Source organism: Azonexus sp., assembly GCF_049652925.1.
In the GTDB taxonomy this organism is placed as follows: domain Bacteria; phylum Pseudomonadota; class Gammaproteobacteria; order Burkholderiales; family Rhodocyclaceae; genus Azonexus.
This window is the reverse complement of sequence record NZ_JBASFI010000021.1, coordinates 151851-170946: the sequence shown is the minus strand read 5'-3', so window position 1 is coordinate 170946 and position 19096 is coordinate 151851. Positions and strand designations below refer to the sequence as shown.

The 19096-nt window shown below is 60.8% G+C and carries 17 protein-coding genes and 1 tRNA gene; 6 read left to right on the top strand and 12 right to left on the bottom strand.

All coding sequences use genetic code 11. The annotated features are described in order from the left end of the window. The gene (locus WBK19_RS10345) at positions 1-318 is read left to right on the top strand and encodes a hypothetical protein (RefSeq protein WP_511289404.1); all 318 of its coding nucleotides are present in this window, start codon (positions 1-3) and stop codon (positions 316-318) included. A gap of 663 nt (positions 319-981) precedes the next feature. Here WBK19_RS10345 and WBK19_RS10340 read toward each other — a convergent pair. The 4 genes from WBK19_RS10340 to WBK19_RS10325 all read right to left on the bottom strand — a co-directional run bounded on the left by WBK19_RS10340 (position 982) and on the right by WBK19_RS10325 (position 4690). Further along, the gene (locus tag WBK19_RS10340) at positions 982-2157 is read right to left on the bottom strand and encodes a tyrosine-type recombinase/integrase (RefSeq protein WP_511289402.1); all 1176 of its coding nucleotides are present in this window, start codon (positions 2155-2157) and stop codon (positions 982-984) included. Positions 2158-2319: 162 nt separating this feature from the next. Beyond that, positions 2320-2412: transfer RNA gene (locus tag WBK19_RS10335), tRNA-Ser, on the bottom strand. A 45-nt stretch (positions 2413-2457) separates the two neighbouring features. Continuing rightward, the gene (locus WBK19_RS10330) at positions 2458-3678 is read right to left on the bottom strand and encodes an aspartate kinase (RefSeq protein WP_494647391.1); all 1221 of its coding nucleotides are present in this window, start codon (positions 3676-3678) and stop codon (positions 2458-2460) included. 85 nt (positions 3679-3763) lie between these two features. Further along, complete coding sequence (locus WBK19_RS10325; RefSeq protein ID WP_511289400.1) at positions 3764-4690, bottom strand: histone deacetylase family protein; 927 nt, start codon at positions 4688-4690, stop codon at positions 3764-3766. A gap of 120 nt (positions 4691-4810) precedes the next feature. Here WBK19_RS10325 and WBK19_RS10320 point away from each other — a divergent pair, with 120 nt between their 5' ends. From WBK19_RS10320 to mltB, 4 genes are read left to right on the top strand one after another with little or no spacing between them, the layout of a single operon-like run. Then, positions 4811-5758, top strand: a complete 948-nt coding sequence (locus WBK19_RS10320) for an AAA family ATPase (RefSeq protein ID WP_511289398.1) — start codon at positions 4811-4813, stop codon at positions 5756-5758. 5 nt (positions 5759-5763) lie between these two features. Then, complete coding sequence (locus WBK19_RS10315; RefSeq protein ID WP_511289396.1) at positions 5764-6717, top strand: DUF58 domain-containing protein; 954 nt, start codon at positions 5764-5766, stop codon at positions 6715-6717. After that, entirely contained in the window at positions 6714-8645 is a 1932-nt protein-coding gene (locus WBK19_RS10310) for a transglutaminase TgpA family protein (RefSeq protein WP_511289394.1), read from the top strand. The genes WBK19_RS10315 and WBK19_RS10310 overlap by 4 nt, the downstream gene beginning before the upstream one ends. Further along, positions 8642-9688: a lytic murein transglycosylase B gene (mltB, locus tag WBK19_RS10305; RefSeq protein ID WP_511289392.1), complete on the top strand. Its 1047-nt coding sequence runs from the start codon at positions 8642-8644 to the stop codon at positions 9686-9688. The genes WBK19_RS10310 and mltB overlap by 4 nt, the downstream gene beginning before the upstream one ends. On the opposite strand, the gene rpoS is transcribed toward mltB, so the two are convergent. The 8 genes from rpoS to WBK19_RS10265 all read right to left on the bottom strand — a co-directional run bounded on the left by rpoS (position 9651) and on the right by WBK19_RS10265 (position 17320). Beyond that, on the bottom strand, positions 9651-10580 hold the full coding sequence (gene rpoS / locus WBK19_RS10300; protein ID WP_511289390.1) for an RNA polymerase sigma factor RpoS: 930 nt from the start codon (positions 10578-10580) through the stop codon (positions 9651-9653). The two genes, mltB and rpoS, sit on opposite strands and share 38 nt — an antisense overlap. Continuing rightward, on the bottom strand, positions 10577-11488 hold the full coding sequence (locus tag WBK19_RS10295) for a peptidoglycan DD-metalloendopeptidase family protein (protein ID WP_511289388.1): 912 nt from the start codon (positions 11486-11488) through the stop codon (positions 10577-10579). The genes rpoS and WBK19_RS10295 overlap by 4 nt, the downstream gene beginning before the upstream one ends. Next, complete coding sequence (locus WBK19_RS10290; protein WP_511269603.1) at positions 11485-12117, bottom strand: protein-L-isoaspartate(D-aspartate) O-methyltransferase; 633 nt, start codon at positions 12115-12117, stop codon at positions 11485-11487. The genes WBK19_RS10295 and WBK19_RS10290 overlap by 4 nt, the downstream gene beginning before the upstream one ends. Before the next feature lie 26 nt (positions 12118-12143). Further along, complete coding sequence (gene surE, locus WBK19_RS10285) at positions 12144-12884, bottom strand: 5'/3'-nucleotidase SurE (protein WP_511289386.1); 741 nt, start codon at positions 12882-12884, stop codon at positions 12144-12146. A gap of 2 nt (positions 12885-12886) precedes the next feature. Next, on the bottom strand, positions 12887-13204 hold the full coding sequence (locus WBK19_RS10280; protein ID WP_511289384.1) for an H-NS histone family protein: 318 nt from the start codon (positions 13202-13204) through the stop codon (positions 12887-12889). A 273-nt stretch (positions 13205-13477) separates the two neighbouring features. Next, on the bottom strand, positions 13478-15229 hold the full coding sequence (locus WBK19_RS10275) for an alkaline phosphatase D family protein (protein WP_511289382.1): 1752 nt from the start codon (positions 15227-15229) through the stop codon (positions 13478-13480). A gap of 136 nt (positions 15230-15365) precedes the next feature. Next, positions 15366-15662 carry a hypothetical protein gene (locus WBK19_RS10270; protein ID WP_511289380.1) on the bottom strand — a complete coding sequence of 99 codons (297 nt, stop codon included), beginning with the start codon at positions 15660-15662 and terminating at the stop codon, positions 15366-15368. A gap of 149 nt (positions 15663-15811) precedes the next feature. Then, positions 15812-17320, bottom strand: a complete 1509-nt coding sequence (locus WBK19_RS10265; RefSeq protein ID WP_511289379.1) for a 3-hydroxybutyrate oligomer hydrolase family protein — start codon at positions 17318-17320, stop codon at positions 15812-15814. A gap of 310 nt (positions 17321-17630) precedes the next feature. On the opposite strand from WBK19_RS10265, the gene WBK19_RS10260 reads away from it, so the two are divergent. Continuing rightward, positions 17631-19046: an esterase-like activity of phytase family protein gene (locus WBK19_RS10260; RefSeq protein WP_511289377.1), complete on the top strand. Its 1416-nt coding sequence runs from the start codon at positions 17631-17633 to the stop codon at positions 19044-19046. The last annotated feature ends 50 nt before the right edge of the window (positions 19047-19096 follow it).

Below are 19096 nucleotides of genomic sequence, written 5' to 3'. Positions count from 1 at the left end.
ATGAGCAGCAGCCATTGGATTCACACCAACCCCGGACTTCGCCAAGTCAATCTTGGCGAGGGTTTTGGCTTCGTTGTATATCAAAAGATAGGAGAGAGGCATTACCTAGTATGGAAAGACGGAGTTGCTATAACTGAGGTGCGGGCCGTACCGTCAAACTCAAGCCGCTGGTATTACAAGGGGGCTGGATTGAGATTTGTATCAACGCGAGAAAAGGCCACAAAGTTTGGTATTGGGGTATTCAAAAAAGAGCCACACCTAGTAAAGCTAGGTCAAGGAAGCTGGTCTGAACTAGCGATTAAGGAGATTAGTAAATGAAAGCGACAAAACAAGCGCACGACTGGCACTGTCACAACCACGATACTTATGGTTGGCGAGGGGAAGAATGTAAACAGTGTCCAGTTCCACAATCGAAAGTTGAGTCTCTCCAAGCAGAAAACGCCGCGCTGAAAGAGCAGGTTGCGCAACTAGCAAACACAACGTGCCGGAAATCCCGGTCAGAGAGGTGACAATATCATGGCCGTGAGCACCTTCATTTTGATCATCTTTATTTCAACAAGCCCGACAATAAACAGCGGGGCAGCCGGAATATCTCAAGAGTTCACCTCGCAATCCGCATGTATCGGGGCCGGAAATGCCCTGGCAGACAATGCCACCAAACGAGGTAACTTCGTTCTCTCATGGGGGTGCTTTAAGAAATGACCACACCAACCAGAGAGCAGGTAGTACAGTGGGCGAAGAAAGTGACAGTAGATTGCGTAATCGACTACTACAGCATGAGCGCAAGTGAGCTTGTTACGTTCTCCACCCTAGCCCGAGCCGACCTAGAAGCAACCATCGCAGAGCAGGCGAAGGAGATTGAGCAGATGCGACTGGCCGAAGAAGGAGCGAAAGAAGCATTTGGCCATGTGGTGCAGCAGAAGCGCGACCTTGAGGCCGAGTGCAAACGACTGCGCATTTTGCTTGATGGCGCATACAAAACTATCCGGCTATTTCCGCCCGGCGCGCATCAAGATAGTCCGACCAAGCCTGCATCATCTTCGCCCGAGGCTCCAGATAAAGCGCGTGGTTGTATGCCGCCGACACTTCATCCCGGGCAGAATGGGCAAGCTGCAATTCAATGTGCTCATGCGGAAAACCCTGTTCATGCAGGATGGTCGAAGCCAATCCCCTGAATCCGTGGCCTGTCATCCGTGACCGATAGCCCATCCGGTACAGCGCATAAAGGATTGTGTTATTCGACATGGCTCCTGCGCGCTCGCCAGGGAACATCAATTCGCCTTCCCCGGTAATCTTCCTCAAGTCGGCCAGCAAAACCACCGCCTGCGTCGATAGCGGCACGATATGGGGCGATTTCATCTTCATTCGCTCTTTGGGAATACGCCAGAACGCGCCGTCTATTTCTTTCCATCTCCCGCCGATTAGCTCGCTTGTCCGTACAAAGGTCATCGCCATGAGCTTTAGCGCAAACACCGTCACCGGCTTCCCGTCGTACTCGTCTATCTTCTTGAGCATGGCCGGCAGTTCGCTCGATGGTATGCGGGCAAGGTTTGTTGCTTTGACCGGCTTGAGAACATCGGACGGGGAAACGTCCTTGGCCGGATTGCGTTCCGCTAGTTCGTTCGCAATCGCATAGCGGAATACCTGGCTGATCTTGTCGAGTTGCTTGTAGGCCAGATCGCTTACGCCGCGCTTTTCTATCTTGCGCACGCAGTCAATGATATTGCGCGTCGTGACACTATTGATCGGAGTTGCCCCAAGCTCCGGGAATACATCCGTTTCCAGCCGTGTGATAGCGTAGTTGGCGTAACGCTCGTTCTTGCCTATCCGCCAATGTCCCCACCATAGCCGGGCGATCTGCTCGAATGACTGAGCGCCGGCATCCTTGCGCTTGGCTTCCTTCTTCTTGTCACCGGGATCATTGCCAGCGGCCACGATCTGCCGGTATTCGTCGCGCTTTGCTCGAGCGTCCTTGAGGCTGACTTCTGGATAGACGCCAAGCGAAAGCCGCTTTTCCTTCCCGCCAATCGAATACTTGAAGCGCCACCAGCGACCGCCAGCCGGCGAGATTTCGAGGTACAGCCCCTTTTCATCGTACAGCCGGGTTATTTTCTCGGCAGGCTTGGCGGCCTTTATGGCGATTTCGGTCAGCGGCATTTGGGGCAACTTTCGCGCTTGGCGGGAATAGCCCCGGATGTTGCCCCGCCAATCGCTGCGCTGTCAAGGCACAAACTGATACAACATGACACAAACAAAAAGCCCCAAACCTTGACGGGATGGGGCTTTTGCTACTTCTTGATTCCGCCTGAAACATATAGTTGGCGGACACGCAGGGATTCGAACCCTGGATCCAGGTTTTGCCCGGATGCACCCTTAGCAGGGGTGTGCCTTCGACCACTCGGCCACGTGTCCATCAAGAGGCGCGGATGATATAGCCTCCGCGCCCTTTGGTCAAACTTACTGATCGAGACCGAACGTGCGGTGCAGGACGCGGACAGCCAGTTCCAGATACTTCTCGTCGAGGACGACGGAAATCTTGATTTCGGAGGTGGAAATCATCTGGATGTTGATGCCTTCGTCTGCCAGGGCCTTGAACATCTTGGAGGCAACGCCAGGGTGCGAGCGCATGCCGACGCCGACGGCCGAGACCTTGCAGATCTTGTTGTCGCCGGTGACTTCACGGGCGCCGAGCTTGGCCTTGACACCTTCCAGGATGCCCTGGGCCTTGGCGTAGTCGCCGCGGTTCACGGTGAAGGAGAAGTCGGTGGTGCCATCGTGGCCGACGTTCTGGATAATCATGTCGACGTCGATGTTGGCATCGGCGATCGAGCCCAGGATCTGGTAGGCGATGCCCGGGGTGTCGGGAACGCCGAGCATGGTGAGCTTGGCTTCGTCGCGGTTGAAAGCGATACCGGAAATGATCGGTTGTTCCATGTTCTTGTCTTCCTCAACAGTGATCAGCGTGCCTTCCCCTTCGTCCTGGAAGCTGGAAAGAACGCGCAGTTTGACCTTGTACTTGCCGGCGAATTCGACCGAGCGGATCTGCAGCACCTTGGAGCCGAGGCTGGCCATTTCCAGCATCTCTTCGAAGGTGATGGTGTCGAGCTTCTTGGCTTCGGGCACGACGCGCGGGTCGGTGGTGTAGACACCATCGACGTCGGTGTAGATCTGGCACTCGTCGGCCTTGAGCGCAGCCGCGAGGGCGACGCCGGAGGTGTCGGAACCGCCGCGACCAAGCGTCGTGATGTTGCCGTGCTCGTCGACGCCCTGGAAGCCGGCGACGACGACAACGTGGCCGGCATCGAGATCGCGGCGCATATTGGTTTCGTCGATCGACAGGATGCGCGCCTTGGTGTGCGTGCTGTCAGTCAGCACCTTGACCTGGCCGCCGGTGTAGCTCTTGGCCTTGCAGCCGATGTCCATCAGCGCCATGGAGAGCAGACCGGTGGTGACCTGTTCGCCGGTGGACATGATGGCATCCAGCTCGCGCGGATCGGGAGTGGCCTGAACTTCCTTGGCCAGCGCAATCAGCTTGTTGGTTTCGCCGCTCATTGCTGAAACGACCACCACCACTTGATGGCCCTGTGCCTGGAACTTGGCAACGCGTTTGGCGACATTCTTGATGCGCTCGGGATTACCGACCGACGTACCGCCGTATTTTTGAACAATCAACGCCATGGATTTGTCCGGTTAATCGTTGGAAACATGAAAAAGAGGGCGGGATTTTACCCCACCCTGTTCTTTTTCCGAAAGAAAACAGTGGCTAGAGATCAGCCAGCGAACGCAGATGGGCGCCAACGCTACGCGCCAGCGAGGTCATCACGTAGCCACCCTCGAGCATGGAGACGATGCGCTTTTCGCACATTTCGGCGGCCAGCGCTTTAAGCTGATCGGTGACCCAGGCGTAGTCTTTTTCGAGGAACTTGAGGTTGCCCATGTCGTCCTCGAAGTGGGCATCGAAGCCGGCCGAGATCAGGATCATCTGCGGCTTGAATTCGCGCAGGCGCGGCATCCAGACCTGCGTCACTGCGTCGCGGAATTCCTCACCGCCGCAACCGGAGGCCAGCGGCACATTGCACATGTTGGCAGCCGGCTTGTCGGTACCGCAGTACGGATAGAACGGGTGCTGGAAGATGGAGCACATCAGCACCTGTTCGTCACCGGCGAAGCAGTTTTCGGTGCCGTTGCCGTGGTGAACGTCGAAATCGATGATCGCGACACGCTCCAACCCGTGGGCAACAAGGGCGTGTTTGGCGGCAACACCGATGTTGTTGAAGAAGCAGAAACCCATCGGATTTGCTTTTTCGCAGTGATGACCGGGCGGTCGCACGGCGCAGAAGCCGTTTTCGATTTCACCCTTCATGACGAGGTCGACGGCGAGGCAACCCGAACCGGCGGCACGCAATGCAGCCTGCCAGGTGTGCGGATTCATCGCAGTATCGGGGTCGAGGTGCACGACGCCCATTTCCGGGGAGGCGCGCTTGAGGCGTTCGAGATGAGACGCCGGATGGACGCGCATCAGTTGTTCAAAGGTGGCGAGCGGCGCGTCGTAGTAGACAAAATAGGCGTCGATCCCCTGGGCGATCAGATGATCGTTGATGGCGGTCAGACGCTGCGGACATTCCGGGTGATGCGAACCCATGTCATGCAACTGGCAGTCACGATGGGTGATGATGGCAGTGGTCGTCACTTGTTCTCTCTCTGCGAAGCGGCGCACAAAACGGCGCACGTCGAATTGTCATTATCGTCCCATTCATCGCGCCGCTTCAAGCATTAGAATGGGTTCGGACTGACACAGCGGAATCATATGATGTTCAAAAACACACTTTCCGGCCTCGCCGGTCGACCGCGGGCATTCGATGGCGTTCTCGAGCAGGCCGGCCGGATCATCCTCGGCAAGGATCATGAAATCCGGCTGGCCATTGCCTGCCTGCTGGCCAACGGCCATTTGCTCATCGAAGACCTGCCCGGCATGGGCAAGACGACGCTGGCCCACACGCTCGCCCGGCTGCTCGGTCTGCAGTTCTCGCGCATCCAGTTCACCAGCGATCTGCTGCCGGCCGACATCACCGGCGTTTCGATTTTCGAGCGCGATAAAAGCGAATTCCGTTTCCTGCCCGGCCCGGTTTTTGCCCAGCTCGTGCTGGCCGACGAAATCAACCGCGCCACGCCGAAAACCCAGAGCGCCCTGCTTGAAGCGATGGAGGAAGGCCAGGTCACGGCCGAGGGCCAGACGCGGATGCTGCCGACACCCTTCTTCGTCATCGCGACGCAGAACCCGGCACATCAGATCGGCACCTTTCCGCTGCCCGAATCGCAGCTCGACCGTTTTCTCATGCGCCTCGAACTCGGCTACCCGGACCGCACCGCCGAACGCGCCCTGCTCGCCGCCGGCGGCCAGCGGCGCCGCGTCGAGGAATTGACGCCATTGCTCACGCCCGATGACCTTCCAGCCTTGCAGCAGGAAGCGTCGGCCATCCACGCGGCCGGCCCGCTCATCGATTACGTCCAGTCGCTGGTCGAGGCGACGCGCCAGAACCCCGCTTTCCAGCACGGCCTATCACCGCGTGCCGGCCTCGCTCTGCTCGCCGCCGCCCGCGCCTGGGCCTGGCTGGCCGGGCGCGACATGGTCCTGCCCGACGACGTGCAGGCGGTTCTCCCCAGCGTTGCCCGGCACCGCCTGCGCTCGGCACAGGGTGGCGGCTACGCACTGGCCGAGGACATCGCCGCCCTCATCCGCAGCGTCGCCATTCCCTGAAAAACGTGAGCATCGTCGCCACCCTGCAGCAAAAACTGTTTCGCTGGCAGAGCGACGGCACTGCACCGCTGCGCCTTGGCCAGCGGCGCGTCTTCATCATCCCGTCGCGCGGCGGCCTGCTCTACGCACTGGCGCTCATCGTCATGCTGATCGGCGCCATCAACTACAACCTGGCGCTCGGCCATGCGCTGGTATTCCTGCTCGCCGGGCTGGGCATCGTCGGCATGATCCACACCTTTCGCAACCTGCACGGGCTGGTCTTCACGCCGGGACGTAGCGGACCGGTTTTTGTCGGCGAAACGGCGCATTTTCAGATCACGCTCGACAACGACCGCCCCACGCCACGCCTGGGACTCGAATTGGAGGCCGAAAGCGGCAATCCGGTGTTTGCCACGGTCAACCGGAAAAAAAACACAAAACTGAATATTCCGGTCAGCACCAAAACCCGCGGCTGGCTCGACCTGCCGCGCATCCGGCTATCGACGCGCTACCCGCTCGGCCTGTTCACCGCCTGGGCCTACCTGCAACCGGCCATGCGCTGCCTGGTTTATCCGCAGCCGATTGCCGCGCCGCTACCCGTTTCCTCACCAACAATGCTCGGCGGCGAACGGAGCGGCGACGGCGGGCAAGAGGATTTCGCTGGATTCCGCGAACGCCAGCCGGCCGACTCGCCACGCCACGTCGCCTGGAAAGCCAGCGCCCGCAATGCCGGCGAAGGCCCGCTGCTGATCAAGCAATTTGCCGGTGGCGCGCAGGTCGAGCTGATGCTTGACTGGCAACTGACCGATGCGGTGCTGAGCGATGAAACTCGCATCGGCATCCTGACCGGTTGGGTGCTCGCCGCCGATGCGGCCGACGCTCATTACGGCCTGCGCCTGCCCGGCGTCGACATCCCGACCGGCAGCGGCGAGCGGCATCGCCAGCTTTGCCTCGAAGCCCTTGCCCTCTGCCAGCCATGAGCACACCGGCCCGCGAAGCCCTCGACCGCCACGCCACGCCCTGGCTTTTTGCCACGGCGCTGGCGACGACAGCGCCGCATTTCATGCATCAGCCGCCGTGGCTCAGCGCGGTGGCCAGCGCCCTGCTGTTGTGGGCCGTCTGGCTATGGTGGAAAGACCGGCGCCTGCCCGGCCGCTGGATACTGATTCCGCTGGTCGGCGCCGGCAGTGCCGGCATCCTGCTCGAATTCCACACCCTGTTCGGGCGCGATGTCGGGGTCGCCATGCTGGTCATGTTCATGACCATGAAACTGCTCGAACTCAAGTCGCGGCGGGACGCGATGGTCGTCGTCACCCTCGGCTATTTTTTGCTGCTCACCCACTATCTGTACTCGCAAAGCATCCCGACCGGCCTCTGGCTGCTCGCCGCGATGTGGCTGGTCACGGCAACGCTGATCCGCCTGCATGGCGGCCCGGCCAGCCAGATGCGCGACACGCTGCGCTATGCCGGCGTACTCTGCATGCAGGCCATTCCCTTCATGCTCGTGCTGTACCTGCTCTTTCCGCGCATTTCCGGGCCGCTCTGGGGCTTGCCAACCGATGCCTACGCCGGCAAGACGGGGCTGTCCGACAGCATGTCGCCGGGCAGCATAGCCGAGCTCGTCCAGAGCGCCGACATCGCCTTTCGCGTTCGCTTCGACGGGCCGCTACCGCCCCGGCCAAAGCTCTACTGGCGCGGCCCGGTCATGGAGCAGTTCGATGGTACGACCTGGCAGCCATACAAAGGTCGCCACCCGGCGCCTCAAGTGGAACGTATTTCGCCAGCCATCGCCTATGAAACGACGATCGAGGCGCACAACCAGCGCTGGCTGCTGGCCCTCGACGCGCCGGCCGAACTGCCGCCCGAAATTGCGGTGAATGGCACGCTGACCGCAGTCAGCCGCAATGCCATCAACGAGCGCCAACGCTTTCGACTATCGGCCAGCCTCGATTACCGCTTCAACGCGAGCGAAGACGCCTTGGTGCTACGCCGCAACCTCGCCCTGCCCGAAGGCAATCCGCAGACCCGCACCCTGGCTTCCCAATGGCGCGCCGGCAACCCACCGGAGGCGATCATCGCCAAGGCCCTCGCGCTGTTCGCGGCCGATTTCACCTACACACTGCGACCACCGCTTCTCGGCCGGCACGGCATCGACGATTTCCTTTTCCAGAGCAAACGCGGCTTCTGCGAACACTATGCCGCCGCCTTCGTGACGCTGATGCGCGCCGCCGGCATTCCGGCCCGCGTCGTCGGCGGCTATCAGGGCGGCGAATTCAACCCGCTCGATCAATACCTCGTGGTTCGCCAGTCCGATGCCCACGCCTGGGCCGAAGTCTGGCTAGACGGCAAGGGCTGGGTCCGCGTCGACCCGACGGCCGCTGTGTCGCCGAGCCGAATCGAAACCGGCATCGCCGATGCGCTGGGTTTCGGCGAACCGCTGCCGGCGCTCGTTCAATGGCGCGCCGACTGGGTGCGCACACTTCGTTATCGCTGGGAGGCGATCAACAACGCCTGGAACCAGAATATCCTCGGCTACGATCCGCAACGCCAGCACGAACTGCTCGCCCGACTCGGCCTGCCCGACACCGATTGGCGCAGCCTGGCCATCGCCCTCGGCAGCACCTGCGGTCTGCTCGTCGCCGGCCTCATGGGATGGGCGCTCTACAAACGCCCGGAAAGCGACCCGGTCGTTCGTCTGTGGCACAAGGCGCTGCGACATCTGGCCCGAAGAAAGGTAGACTGCTCCCCTTGGGAAACCCCTCTGGACCTGGCCCGACGTGTTCGGGACCAACGCCCCGAACTGGCCGAACCTTTCCAGCGCGTGGTCGACGCCTACCTTGTAGCGCGCTACGGCAACACCGACAAACACCTGAAAACACTGCGCGACGCCATCGCGCGATTGCGATGATGAACCTCAAACTGACGCTTGCCCCGCTGCTCCTCGCCGCCCTGACTACGCTGGCCAATGCCGGGCAAAATGCCAAGCCGAACACGCCGACCTTCGCCGACGATCCGGCCGCCATCGAATTTGCCCGCGACCTCGAAACGCGCCACGGCTTCAAGGCCGACGAGCTGATCAGCCAGTTCGCCCAGACCCGCCCGAACGCCACGGTCCTCAAGCTCATCCAGCCGCCCGCCTCGCCGCTGCAGCGCTCGTGGGAACGCTACCGGCCGCGCTTCCTGAACGAGCGGCGCATCGATGGCGGCGTCAGCTTCTGGCAGGAAAATGCCGGGCAACTGGCCAAGGCCTCGGCCCTCTACGGCGTCCCCGAGGAAATCATCGTTGCCATCATCGGCGTCGAGACCGAATACGGCCGCAACACGGGTGGCTTCCGTGTCTTCGAGGCGCTGTCCACGCTGGCTTTCAATTACCCGCGGCGAGCCGATTTTTTCCGGACCGAGCTCGAGCAGTTCCTGCTGCTGGCCCGCGAGAACGGTCTCGACCCAATGGCCGTCAAAGGATCGTTTGCCGGCGCCATCGGCATCCCGCAGTTCATGCCGGGCAGCCAGCGCCGCTATGCCGTCGATTTCGACGGCGACCAGCGCGTCGATCTCGGCAACAGCGTCGACGATGCCATCGGCAGCGTCGCCCGCTTTCTCGAACAACATGGCTGGCAAGCCGGGCAGCCCATCGCCGTGCCGGCCATGACGGCGGGCACGCCAGAACCGGAGTTGATTCAGGCCGGCATCCGCCCCAGCCTCAAGGTCGCCGACCTGGCCGACAAAGGCATCCGGGCCAACATCGACCCGCAAACGACCGCTGCCTTGATCGACCTCGTCTCACCGGGGCGCGAGACGGAATACTGGCTGGGATTCGATAATTTCTATGTGATTACGCGCTACAACCGGTCGAGCTTCTACGCCATGTCGGTTTTCCAGCTGGCCGAAGAAATCCGCGGCCGGATGTGCGCTGCTACAACAGAGAATCGCGAGAGATATTGCCGCGCTTGATGATCTTGCGCAGGCGATCCAGACCTTCCATCTGAATCTGCCGGACCCGCTCGCGGGTCAGCGCCAGATCGTGGGCAATGACATCGAGCGTCGCCACATCGGCCCCACTCAGGCCGTAGCGACGCTCAATGACTGAGCGCTGGCGCTCGGTCAACTGGCTGAGCCAGTCATCAACCAAGGTGCCAACTTCGCTCAACTGCAGCAACGACTCCGGATCGCTGCCGCCATCGTCAGCGATGACTTCGGCGATGGTATGACTGGGATCGATGTCGAGCGGTGCGTCGAGCGAGGCGATATGTTCGTTGAGCGACAGCGTGCGTCTTACGTCCTCGACCGGCCAGTCAATCAGCGCGGCGATGCGTTCCACTGTCGAATCCCGCTTGTCGGCCGATTCCAGGTGGCGCATGGCGCGCAGGACGACGTTGATTTCCTTGATGATATGCACCGGCAGCCGAATGGTGCGCGACTGGTTCATGATGCCGCGCTCGATGTTCTGGCGTATCCACCAGGTGGCGTACGTGGAAAAGCGGAATCCGCGTTCCGGGTCGAACTTTTCCAGCGCGTGGATCAGGCCGAGATTGCCTTCCTCGATCAGGTCAAGCAGCGGGATGCCCCGATTCAGGTAGTGCTTGGCGATATTCACGACGAGCCGCAGGTTGTGCTCGATCATGCGCTGACGGGCGGCAAAATCACCGGCGCGGACGAGGCGCGTGGTGGCCAGTTCCTGTTCCGGAGTCAATAAGGGCTTGGCACCGATCTCGCTCAGGTAAAGCTGGGTCACGTCCTCGAGCAGTTCGATTTCGGGGATGGCGACCTCGGGCTCGGACAGCAGGACCGATTCATCGGGCTGCCCCTCGAACTCGTCATCCAAGCCCTCGCCGATATCGCTCATCTTTTCGGCAGATACTGAGCCGGATCGACCGGCTTGCCCTGTTTGCGGATTTCGAAGTGCAGCTTGACCGAGTCCGCATCGGTATTGCCCATCTCGGCGATCTTCTGGCCACGGCTGACCTGCTGGCCTTCCTTGACGAGAATCTTGCGGTTGTGGGCGTAAGCCGACAGGTAGGTGGCGTTGTGCTTGACGATGACCAGTTCGCCAAAGCCGCGCAGGCCGCTGCCGGCATAGACTACCTTGCCATCACCCGCGGCCAGGATGGGATCACCGGCCTTGCCGGCGAAATCGAGACCCTTGTTACTGGACTCGCTGTACGGCGCCAAGAGTCTGGCCGATGTCGGCCACATCCACGGCACGTCGTCCGGGCCGGTGGCAACGGCCGGTGCCGCCTCGGGTTTCACTTCCGGCTTGATCTCGGCCGGCTTGGCGGGTTCGCCGCCGACCTTGTTCAGGCGGGCGTAGGCTTCATCAGAATAAGGCTCCTTGCCGACCCGCGGCTCGCGCTTCAATGTGCCGTTTTGCTGGGCTGCGACAATGCTTCCGCCGGCCGGCTGGTCAAGCGACCGCGATTCGACGGCGACGCCAACGTCAATCGGTTTGGTCACTGCCGCACCATCAGTGGCAGGCTCGGCCACGGCACCCGGCGGTGCTACGCGCAGGATCTGGCCTTCCTTGATGGATGACGGATTGGCAATATTGTTCCAGTTGGCGATATCGCGATGATCCTGGCCGTGCTCCAGCGCAATCCGATACAGGGTGTCACCGCGCTTGACCGTGTAATACCCCGGGCCGGCCGGCTGGACTGCAGCCCTGGAGATCGAGCGATCAACCGCTGGTACCGGTTGCTGGGAGATACAGCCAGTCAGGAGCAGGACGGGAAATAGTGCGACGACGATTCGAATCATTGCGTTCCTGAAAGTAGCGGGACGAAACGCACGGCATCGAGCCGGGTTTCGACATATCCCTGGGGCGTGTGTTCTATGAAGCTAAGATACTGCTCTGCAGCCCCGACTGGCAAGACCAGGCGCCCACCTGGCGCAAGCTGCTGAAGCAGTGCAGGCGGCACACTGGCCCCGGCGGCTGCGACGATGATACTGTCAAACGGCCCGGCCTCTGGCAAACCGAACTGGCCATCGGCGTGTTTGAGACGAACATTGAACTGCTGCAGGGTGCGCATGTTGGCCTTGGCTTTTTCGAGCAAGGGCGCCAGCCGCTCGACGGCATAGACTTCGTTGGTCAACTGCGCCAGCACGGCGGCCTGGTAACCGCAACCGGCACCGATCTCGAGCGTCTTGCCCAGCGTCTTTCGACCATTGAGCAGCAACTCGATCATGCGCGCCACGACATAGGGCTGCGAAATGGTCTGCCCCATGCCGAGCGGCAGGGCGGTGTCCTCGTAGGCCCGCGAAGCCAGGGCCTCTTCGACAAAGACGTGACGAGGGACGGCAGCCATCGCCTTGAGGACGGTTTCGTTGCGGATACCCTTTTCGCGCAGGCGCTCGATCATCCGCGTCCGGGTGCGCTGCGATGTCATGCCGATACCTTGCAACACGCCGTTACTCACTTCATCCACTGACGAATCGAAGGCAGCTGGGCAGCATGCGTCAGATCGATCTGCAACGGGGTAATCGAAACGACGCCACGCTCGATTGCGTTGAAATCGGTACCTGGCCCGGCATCAGCGGCCGCGCCGGCGGCGCCGATCCAATAAACGGTTTCATTGCGCGGCGAGGTCATTTTCACCACCGGCTCGGCTTTATGACGACGGCCAAGACGGGTAACTTCCATGCCATTTAATTCAGCGTAGGGAATATCCGGGACATTGACATTCAATAACACCGGTTGCCTGATCGGGTCGCGGATAAAGCGCTCGACCAATTCACGGGCGACAAGGCCGGCCGTCGCATAATTATTTCCCTCGAAATTGGTCAGGGAAATGGCGATGGATGGAATGCCGAGCAAATAACCCTCGGTCGCCGCAGCAACAGTACCCGAATAAATCGTATCGTCGCCCATATTGGCGCCGTTATTAATTCCCGAAACGATAATATCCGGCAAATCATCCAGCATGCCAGTGACGGCCAAATGGACGCAATCGGTTGGCGTGCCATTTACAAAATAATAACCACTGGCCGCCTTTTTCAAATACAAAGGCCGATCCAGCGTCAGCGAATTACTGGCGCCGCTGCGATTCTGCTCGGGAGCAACGACGACAACCTCTCCCAGGCTGCGCAGCGCCTCAACCAGAGCGGCAAGCCCCGGCGCAAAATAGCCGTCGTCGTTACTCAGCAGAATACGCATGATCAGACCAGCAAATTATCCAATGTGCCGCCATTGGCCACCCAGGCTTCGACCCATTTCGGCTTGCGACCGCGACCTGTCCATTCAAGTTCGACATTTTGCGGATGACGGTATTTAACCTTGACCTTATTACCGGTCGTCGTCTTGACCTTGACTTCCTTGCCGAGCAAATCCTCTATGGCATAACCATGGATTTTGGCCAAGGCACGCAATTCATTCAGGACATTAATCTTTTCCTGGGCTTCGCGACGTTTGATTTCGGCCGGAATATGCTGCTGCAAATCACGCAATTGAGCAACGGTAAGCGTAGAAATATCCATGATTATTTCCTTATATAAATAGGTGGCGACAATTTAATTTGTTTGAAACAATTTTTCAACGCCACCCATTAAAAAAACCGGCATTTGCCGGTTTTTTTAATGGGTGCAACCGGCGGCAAAAATGCCGCACAGCCGCCAGTTTACTATTGTTTGCAAGCGAAGTCTTGGCTATTCAGGAATGTATCCGACCCGGACAGGACAACGGACCGGGCATTCCATGGTCAACCGGGAAAATCGGCCCATTTTGAAATAGCTGCAAACACGCCCTCTCCATCAGACCGGAATCAGGCGCCGGTTGGCGGCACCAGGCAGCGTGCGCAGCGCTTTGCCGGCCAGCATGGTGTATTCCTCTGCCTTGACAGTGCTGACATAGCGCCAGTCGCAACGGCACTCTCCCGGCGTGGCGGTGACCACCATGTAGCCGCGGTCGCCGGTGTTGGCGTACTTGAGTGGCCCGATGATGGCTTCCAGCCCGGCCGCCACCGCGAGCGGGCTTTCGCTCGGGAAATATTCCTCGAGACCCGGCGAGGAGACCGATGCGACGGCATACTCGACGCCGACTGCATTGCCCTGGTAGTCCTCAAGATCGCTCGCCCACGCGTTGTGGGTATCGCCAGCCAGCACGACGAGGTTCTTGTTGAGCCCTCTGGCCATGGCCAGCACTGTTTCGCGCGCCATGGCGTAGCCGTCCCAGGCGTCGAGGTTGTAGGGAATGGCCGGCTGGGCGAGGATGAACTGTTCCTGCGGCGTCAACGTGGCAGGTGCCGTTTGCGCCTTGTAGACCAGCGCGGAGTAGGCGGAGAAGCTGATCTGACCGAGGACCAGCGGCGCCGGGATATTCATGCGGCCCATCAGCACTTGCTGGCCGAGCATCTGCCAGGTGGCGCCGGAACCGGCGAGTTGATCCTGCAACCAGAGCAGTTGTTCGGCACCGAGCAACTGGCGGTCGGTATCGGCCAGATCGGCGGCGAAACGCTGGACGTCGAAGCTGCCGTCGCTGCCGAAGTAATTGGCGTATTCCATTTGCTGGTCGCGGGCGATGACGCGTGTATCGAGCATGTGCAGCGCCAGCAGATTGCCGAAAGCAAAGCTGCGGTTGATCTGTTGCGGTCGACGCGGGTCCGGTGTGCGAATCGGTAGCCATTCATGGAAAGCCTGCAACGCGGCGGCGCGGCGGACGGTGAATTCGCCCTCGCTGGCCAGATCGTGGTTCTCGGCGCCATCCTTCCAGGTGTCGTTGGCGATCTCGTGGTCGTCCCAGACGTTGATGAAGGGCATCGCAGCATGCACGGCCTGCAGGTCGGCATCGGTGTGGTATTGGGCGTAGCGCTGGCGATAGTCGTCCAGCGTCAGCAGCTCGCCGGCCGGCAGCACTTCGCGGCCGAGCGCGGCGGCATCGGTCGATGCGTAGCCATCGCGGCCGTATTCATAGATGTAGTCGCCGAGATGGACGGCGGCATGGATGCCTTCGAGCTTCGCCGCTTCACGGTAGGCGTGGAAATAGCCAGCCGGGAAGTTGGAGCAAGTGAACACGGCGAGCTTGACCTTGGCAACGCTGCCCACCGGCAAGGTGCGCGTGCGACCGGTCGGCGAAACCGTATGGCCGACAGCGAAGCGATAGTGATAAACGGTGTCCGGCTTCAGACCGCTGACATCGATCTTGACGGTGTGATCCTTGCGGCCATCGGTGAGCGCGATACCGGCGCGGACGACGCGACGGAAGGCCGCGTCGAGGGCCATTTCCCACTTGACCGGAACGATGCCGCCGCGCTCGCTGGTAACGCGCGTCCAAAGGATGACCTTGCGGGCGAGCGGGTCGCCGCTGGCGACGCCGTGTTCGAAACTGACCTTTTGGCGATGCGGAAAGTGGGCCAGCGCGCGCAGCTCATCGGAGAACAAGTCGTCGGCATCGAAACCGTGGGCCATGGCGCGCAATGGCAGCAGGCTACCGGTCGAGGCGGCGACGCTGCCCAGGGCGAAATGACGGAGAAAACGGCGACGTTGGGTCGGAGTGCGAGTGGTCATGAGAGCTGCCTGGAGGAGATGAAGGTAGCCCAGCCTAGCGCCGGAGAATTACAACAGCATTGCCGGAAAATGTCAGTGAAATTGGCAGGTGGCGATACAGATCGAGGTGTGCATTCCCCGCGGCCAGCCTGACGGCTTATTGCGAGAAGTCGGCCGACTGCTTGAGGATGAACACGTGACCGACCGACAGGCTGGAGTCGAACAGGCCGTCGTCGGCAAACCCATCGAGATCGTCATCGAGCCCGTCGGTGGCATCGAGTTGGCTGTCCAGTCCGAGCGCCTGAATCTCGGCCGCCAGTTCATGGTCTGACAACTTCCTGAAGCCACGAAAACCGTTTTCGAGTACCCCTTGCAGGTGCAGATAACGCGCCTGATCATCCCGGTATTCAAGGCGGTCAAGGACCAGCAATCGGATCATTTCGTCACGCGTCATGGGGGTTCTCCTTCACTCAAGCAGCTGAAATATAGTGCTTCCCCGTTACCCCCCGGTGAACAAAATATGACAATAGATTGCAAAAACGGCACCTCCTCCCACCGGGAGAAAGTGCCGCTGCGCTTGCCGCCAGAAATGGCGGCGTCAGATCAGGGGGCCAGCAGTTCGGCGCAGTGCCCTGGTTGAGCCGGCGCGTCGGCAATGGCGGCACCGCGGGCTATGCACTGGTCGGGCGGCAAGGCCTTGCCCTGCTCGACGTGACTGACCAGCAGATCGAAAGCGCGCTGGGCGTGCGGCTGGATGAATTCCAGCTGCGGCAGGGTCAGCTTGTAGGTCTCGATGTGGTTGCCGTTCTGCACCTCGTAGAGCCGGTAGGCCGGGTTGCGATCATGGTGGTGATGGCGCCGATGATGGTCGTCGTCATCGATCCGCTCACCACCGTTCTCGGCCACCTTGCGGGCGTAGGCGCGGGCGTGGTGATCAATCGGCAGCAGCGCATCCATGGTGCCGGCGACGGTAATGAGCGGACGCTGGATGCGGCCGGTGGTGGCGAATTCGGCAACTTTGTCGTCGGCATTGGAGACCGGCAGGCGGCCGATGTAGTTGTAGTTCTCCGGTCCGCTGCCGTAGGTGTCGTAGGTGGGATCAAGACGCTTCTGCCACTGGCACAGAGTGACTTCCCAGAACGAGGCAGAATTCATCGACCACAGCGAGGTGGCGCCAGTGCCCAGATCGGGCGGATAGCCAGCGCCGCGGATGTTTTTGGCGGCGGTGCTGGTCGAACTCATGCCGCTGGCGACGTAATCGGGGAAGTTGAGGACGGCCGTCGGCAGATCGGTCAGCAGATTCGGGCCACCTTCGTCGACGAAAGTACCCTCCCAATCGACGCCACCATCGAACCAGTCCGGTGCCGACTCGACGGCTCGCCGAACCTGGTAGGCGCCGTTCGAGGTGCCGACGGCGTAGGTGTAGCGCGGTTTCTTGCCGTAATTGGCGGCGGCACCTTTGTGGGCGAGTTTGGAGGCGAGCACCATGTAGTCGCGCCAGCGGGTGAATTCCTGACCCGGACCGTTATCGTAAAACTGGACCCACAGCGGCGATGTCGGGTTGAGGCGGCAGGCCAGCGGGTCGCTGGCGTCGCTGAACTTCAGGTTGAGCACGCCCTTGTTCTGCGAGGCGTAGGCATAGCCTTTCTGGACAACGTAGTCGCTCCACGCGAAGTCGCCGTTGAATTCGCTGCGCGTGCCGGATGCCCCGGCGACGACGAGGCGACCGTTCCACTTGGCCGGCAGCCGCAGCAGGAAGCGCGCCTGGCCGGTCGGGTCACTGGCGATCCGCGCGTTGAGCTGGACGCCGGGCACCGGGGCGGTGATCGGCGGGCGATTGGCGGCGTCCGGCGAAATCGTCGCGCGGTCGGTCTGCGGGGTGAAAGCAAAGGCCGGCAGGCCGGGCAGCGAGTTGTTGGCCGGGGTCGTTGCCGGGTTGGCGGTGGTCAGGTCGGCGCTGTCGACGCAGCTGACATCGGCCAGTTGATTGCCAAAAGCCTGGATCAGGCTGGCGCACCGATCGGCCTGGGCGGCACCGGCGCCGAGCAGCATGATCAGCGCGCTTAGGCAGCGGACGGCCGGTAACGGCGACGCAATATTGGGTCTTTTCATGTTTTGTCTCCTTCTGATTTTGGGGGATATTTCCGGTTGACCGTGGCAGCCATCCGCATGACATCCTAATACAGCCCAAGGCTGCCAGGGAATGAAAAATGGGTAAGGAAAACCCTTACAAGGCCGGGCACAAAAAATGACCGGATCATTGACCATGACAGCTTTTGTCATATTCCGGCAATAAAGCAGACATAGAGTCAGACAAGGGGGAATGCCGGCGAAAAAATGCTGGTCAGGTGCGACCGTCTGGTGGCGCCCGTTCAATTTCCGGCATCCAACTTTCGACAACACCCAACCTCAAAAAGAGATCATGAAACTCAAACCAACAATCGCATTGCTGGGCATTTTGTTCGCCGGCGCCGCCCAGGCCGCCCCGACTTTCGTCAATGGCCTGACCCTGGATGGGGGCATGCTTGACCTGTCCGGTGGCACCACGGTCAACAACGGCCGCCTCGGCTATTTTTCCGACATTTACTACGACACCAACCGCAACGAGTGGTGGGGCCTGTCCGACCGCGGCCCGGGCGGCGGCACGCTGAACTACGACACCCGCGTCCAGCGCTTCTCGCTCGACGTCGATTACAACACCGGCGCCATCTCCAATTTCCAGATCAAGCAAACCATTGTTTTCAACAATGCCGGAAGCTCGCTCAACGGCATCGCCCCGAGCCCAACCAGCACGCTCGGCCTGTCGATGGACCCGGAAGGTTTCGTCGTCAATCCGAAGACCGGCAACTTCCTGGTTTCTGACGAGTACGGCCCGTCGGTGCGTGAATTCGACCGCAACGGCAATCTTCTCCGCACCTTCGCCACGCCGGCCAATCTGCAGCCGCGCAATACGGTCAGCGGCATTCCAAACTACGCCAGCGATGCCGGCAACACGGCCGGCAAGCGCACCAATCGCGGCTTTGAAGGCCTGGCCATCACCCCGGACGGCAAGTACGCCTATGCCATGTTGCAAAGCGCCATGCTCGACGAAGGCGGCAGCAATGGCAGCGTCAATCGCATCGTCAAGTTTGACATCGAAACCGGCAACGCCGTCGGCCAGTACGCTTACGACATGAAGCGCTCTGGCCAGGGGCAAGGCATCTCCTCGCTGGTCGCCATCAATGATCACGAGTTCTATGTGCTTGAACGCAACAACCGGGGTATCGGAGTCGGCGCCACCTTGGCGACGGCGGACAAGGAGGTCTACAAGATCGATCTGACCGGTGCGACCGATGTCAGCAACATCGATCTCGATGCTGTCGGCGCTGTTTACACCAAGGTCAGCAAATCGGCCAAGTTCCTCGATCTCGATGCCAACACCCTGTCCGCTCTCGGCAACAAGTCGCCGGAAAAATGGGAAGGCCTGGCCATCGGACCAAAGCTGGCCGATGGCAGCTTCCTGATGCTGGCCGGCACCGATAACGACTACAGCGTCACGCAGAATGGCTCAAATGAGCAGTTCGACGTCTATTTCCGCTTCAGCGATGCTGATCCGTATGCCACTTCGATCCAGTGCCCGCTCGGCCAGACCACCGGCTGCATCAGCACCGCCGATGCAACTGGCGCCACGCTTAACAGCGACTACAAGCTGCTGCCCGGTGTCCTGCACGCCTACAAGGTCAGCGCTACCGACCTCGCCGGCTACACGGCGCCCGTGCCGGAACCAGAGTCGTGGGCCATGCTCATGGCGGGTCTTGGCTTGATCGTCTTTACCGCCCGTCGTCGCCAGGCAAAGTAAGCTTCTGAACCGTCCCGCACAACAGTGCGGGACGCTCTCCAGCACGGCTC

Excerpts from the sequence above, each read along its gene's own strand:
- WBK19_RS10265 (WP_511289379.1), bottom strand. The coding sequence starts at position 17,320 with ATGAAAAGACCCAATATTGCGTCGCCGTTACCGGCCGTCCGCTGCCTA.
- WBK19_RS10330 (WP_494647391.1), bottom strand. The coding sequence starts at position 3,678 with ATGGCGTTGATTGTTCAAAAATACGGCGGTACGTCGGTCGGTAATCCC.
- WBK19_RS10310 (WP_511289394.1), top strand. The coding sequence starts at position 6,714 with ATGAGCACACCGGCCCGCGAAGCCCTCGACCGCCACGCCACGCCCTGG.
- WBK19_RS10275 (WP_511289382.1), bottom strand. The coding sequence starts at position 15,229 with ATGACCACTCGCACTCCGACCCAACGTCGCCGTTTTCTCCGTCATTTC.
- mltB (WP_511289392.1), top strand. The coding sequence starts at position 8,642 with ATGATGAACCTCAAACTGACGCTTGCCCCGCTGCTCCTCGCCGCCCTG.
- WBK19_RS10320 (WP_511289398.1), top strand. The coding sequence starts at position 4,811 with ATGTTCAAAAACACACTTTCCGGCCTCGCCGGTCGACCGCGGGCATTC.
- WBK19_RS10290 (WP_511269603.1), bottom strand. The coding sequence starts at position 12,117 with ATGACATCGCAGCGCACCCGGACGCGGATGATCGAGCGCCTGCGCGAA.
- WBK19_RS10340 (WP_511289402.1), bottom strand. The coding sequence starts at position 2,157 with ATGCCGCTGACCGAAATCGCCATAAAGGCCGCCAAGCCTGCCGAGAAA.
- rpoS (WP_511289390.1), bottom strand. The coding sequence starts at position 10,580 with ATGAGCGATATCGGCGAGGGCTTGGATGACGAGTTCGAGGGGCAGCCC.
- WBK19_RS10345 (WP_511289404.1), top strand. The coding sequence starts at position 1 with ATGAGCAGCAGCCATTGGATTCACACCAACCCCGGACTTCGCCAAGTC.
- surE (WP_511289386.1), bottom strand. The coding sequence starts at position 12,884 with ATGCGTATTCTGCTGAGTAACGACGACGGCTATTTTGCGCCGGGGCTT.
- WBK19_RS10270 (WP_511289380.1), bottom strand. The coding sequence starts at position 15,662 with ATGACGCGTGACGAAATGATCCGATTGCTGGTCCTTGACCGCCTTGAA.
- WBK19_RS10295 (WP_511289388.1), bottom strand. The coding sequence starts at position 11,488 with ATGATTCGAATCGTCGTCGCACTATTTCCCGTCCTGCTCCTGACTGGC.
- WBK19_RS10260 (WP_511289377.1), top strand. The coding sequence starts at position 17,631 with ATGAAACTCAAACCAACAATCGCATTGCTGGGCATTTTGTTCGCCGGC.
- WBK19_RS10280 (WP_511289384.1), bottom strand. The coding sequence starts at position 13,204 with ATGGATATTTCTACGCTTACCGTTGCTCAATTGCGTGATTTGCAGCAG.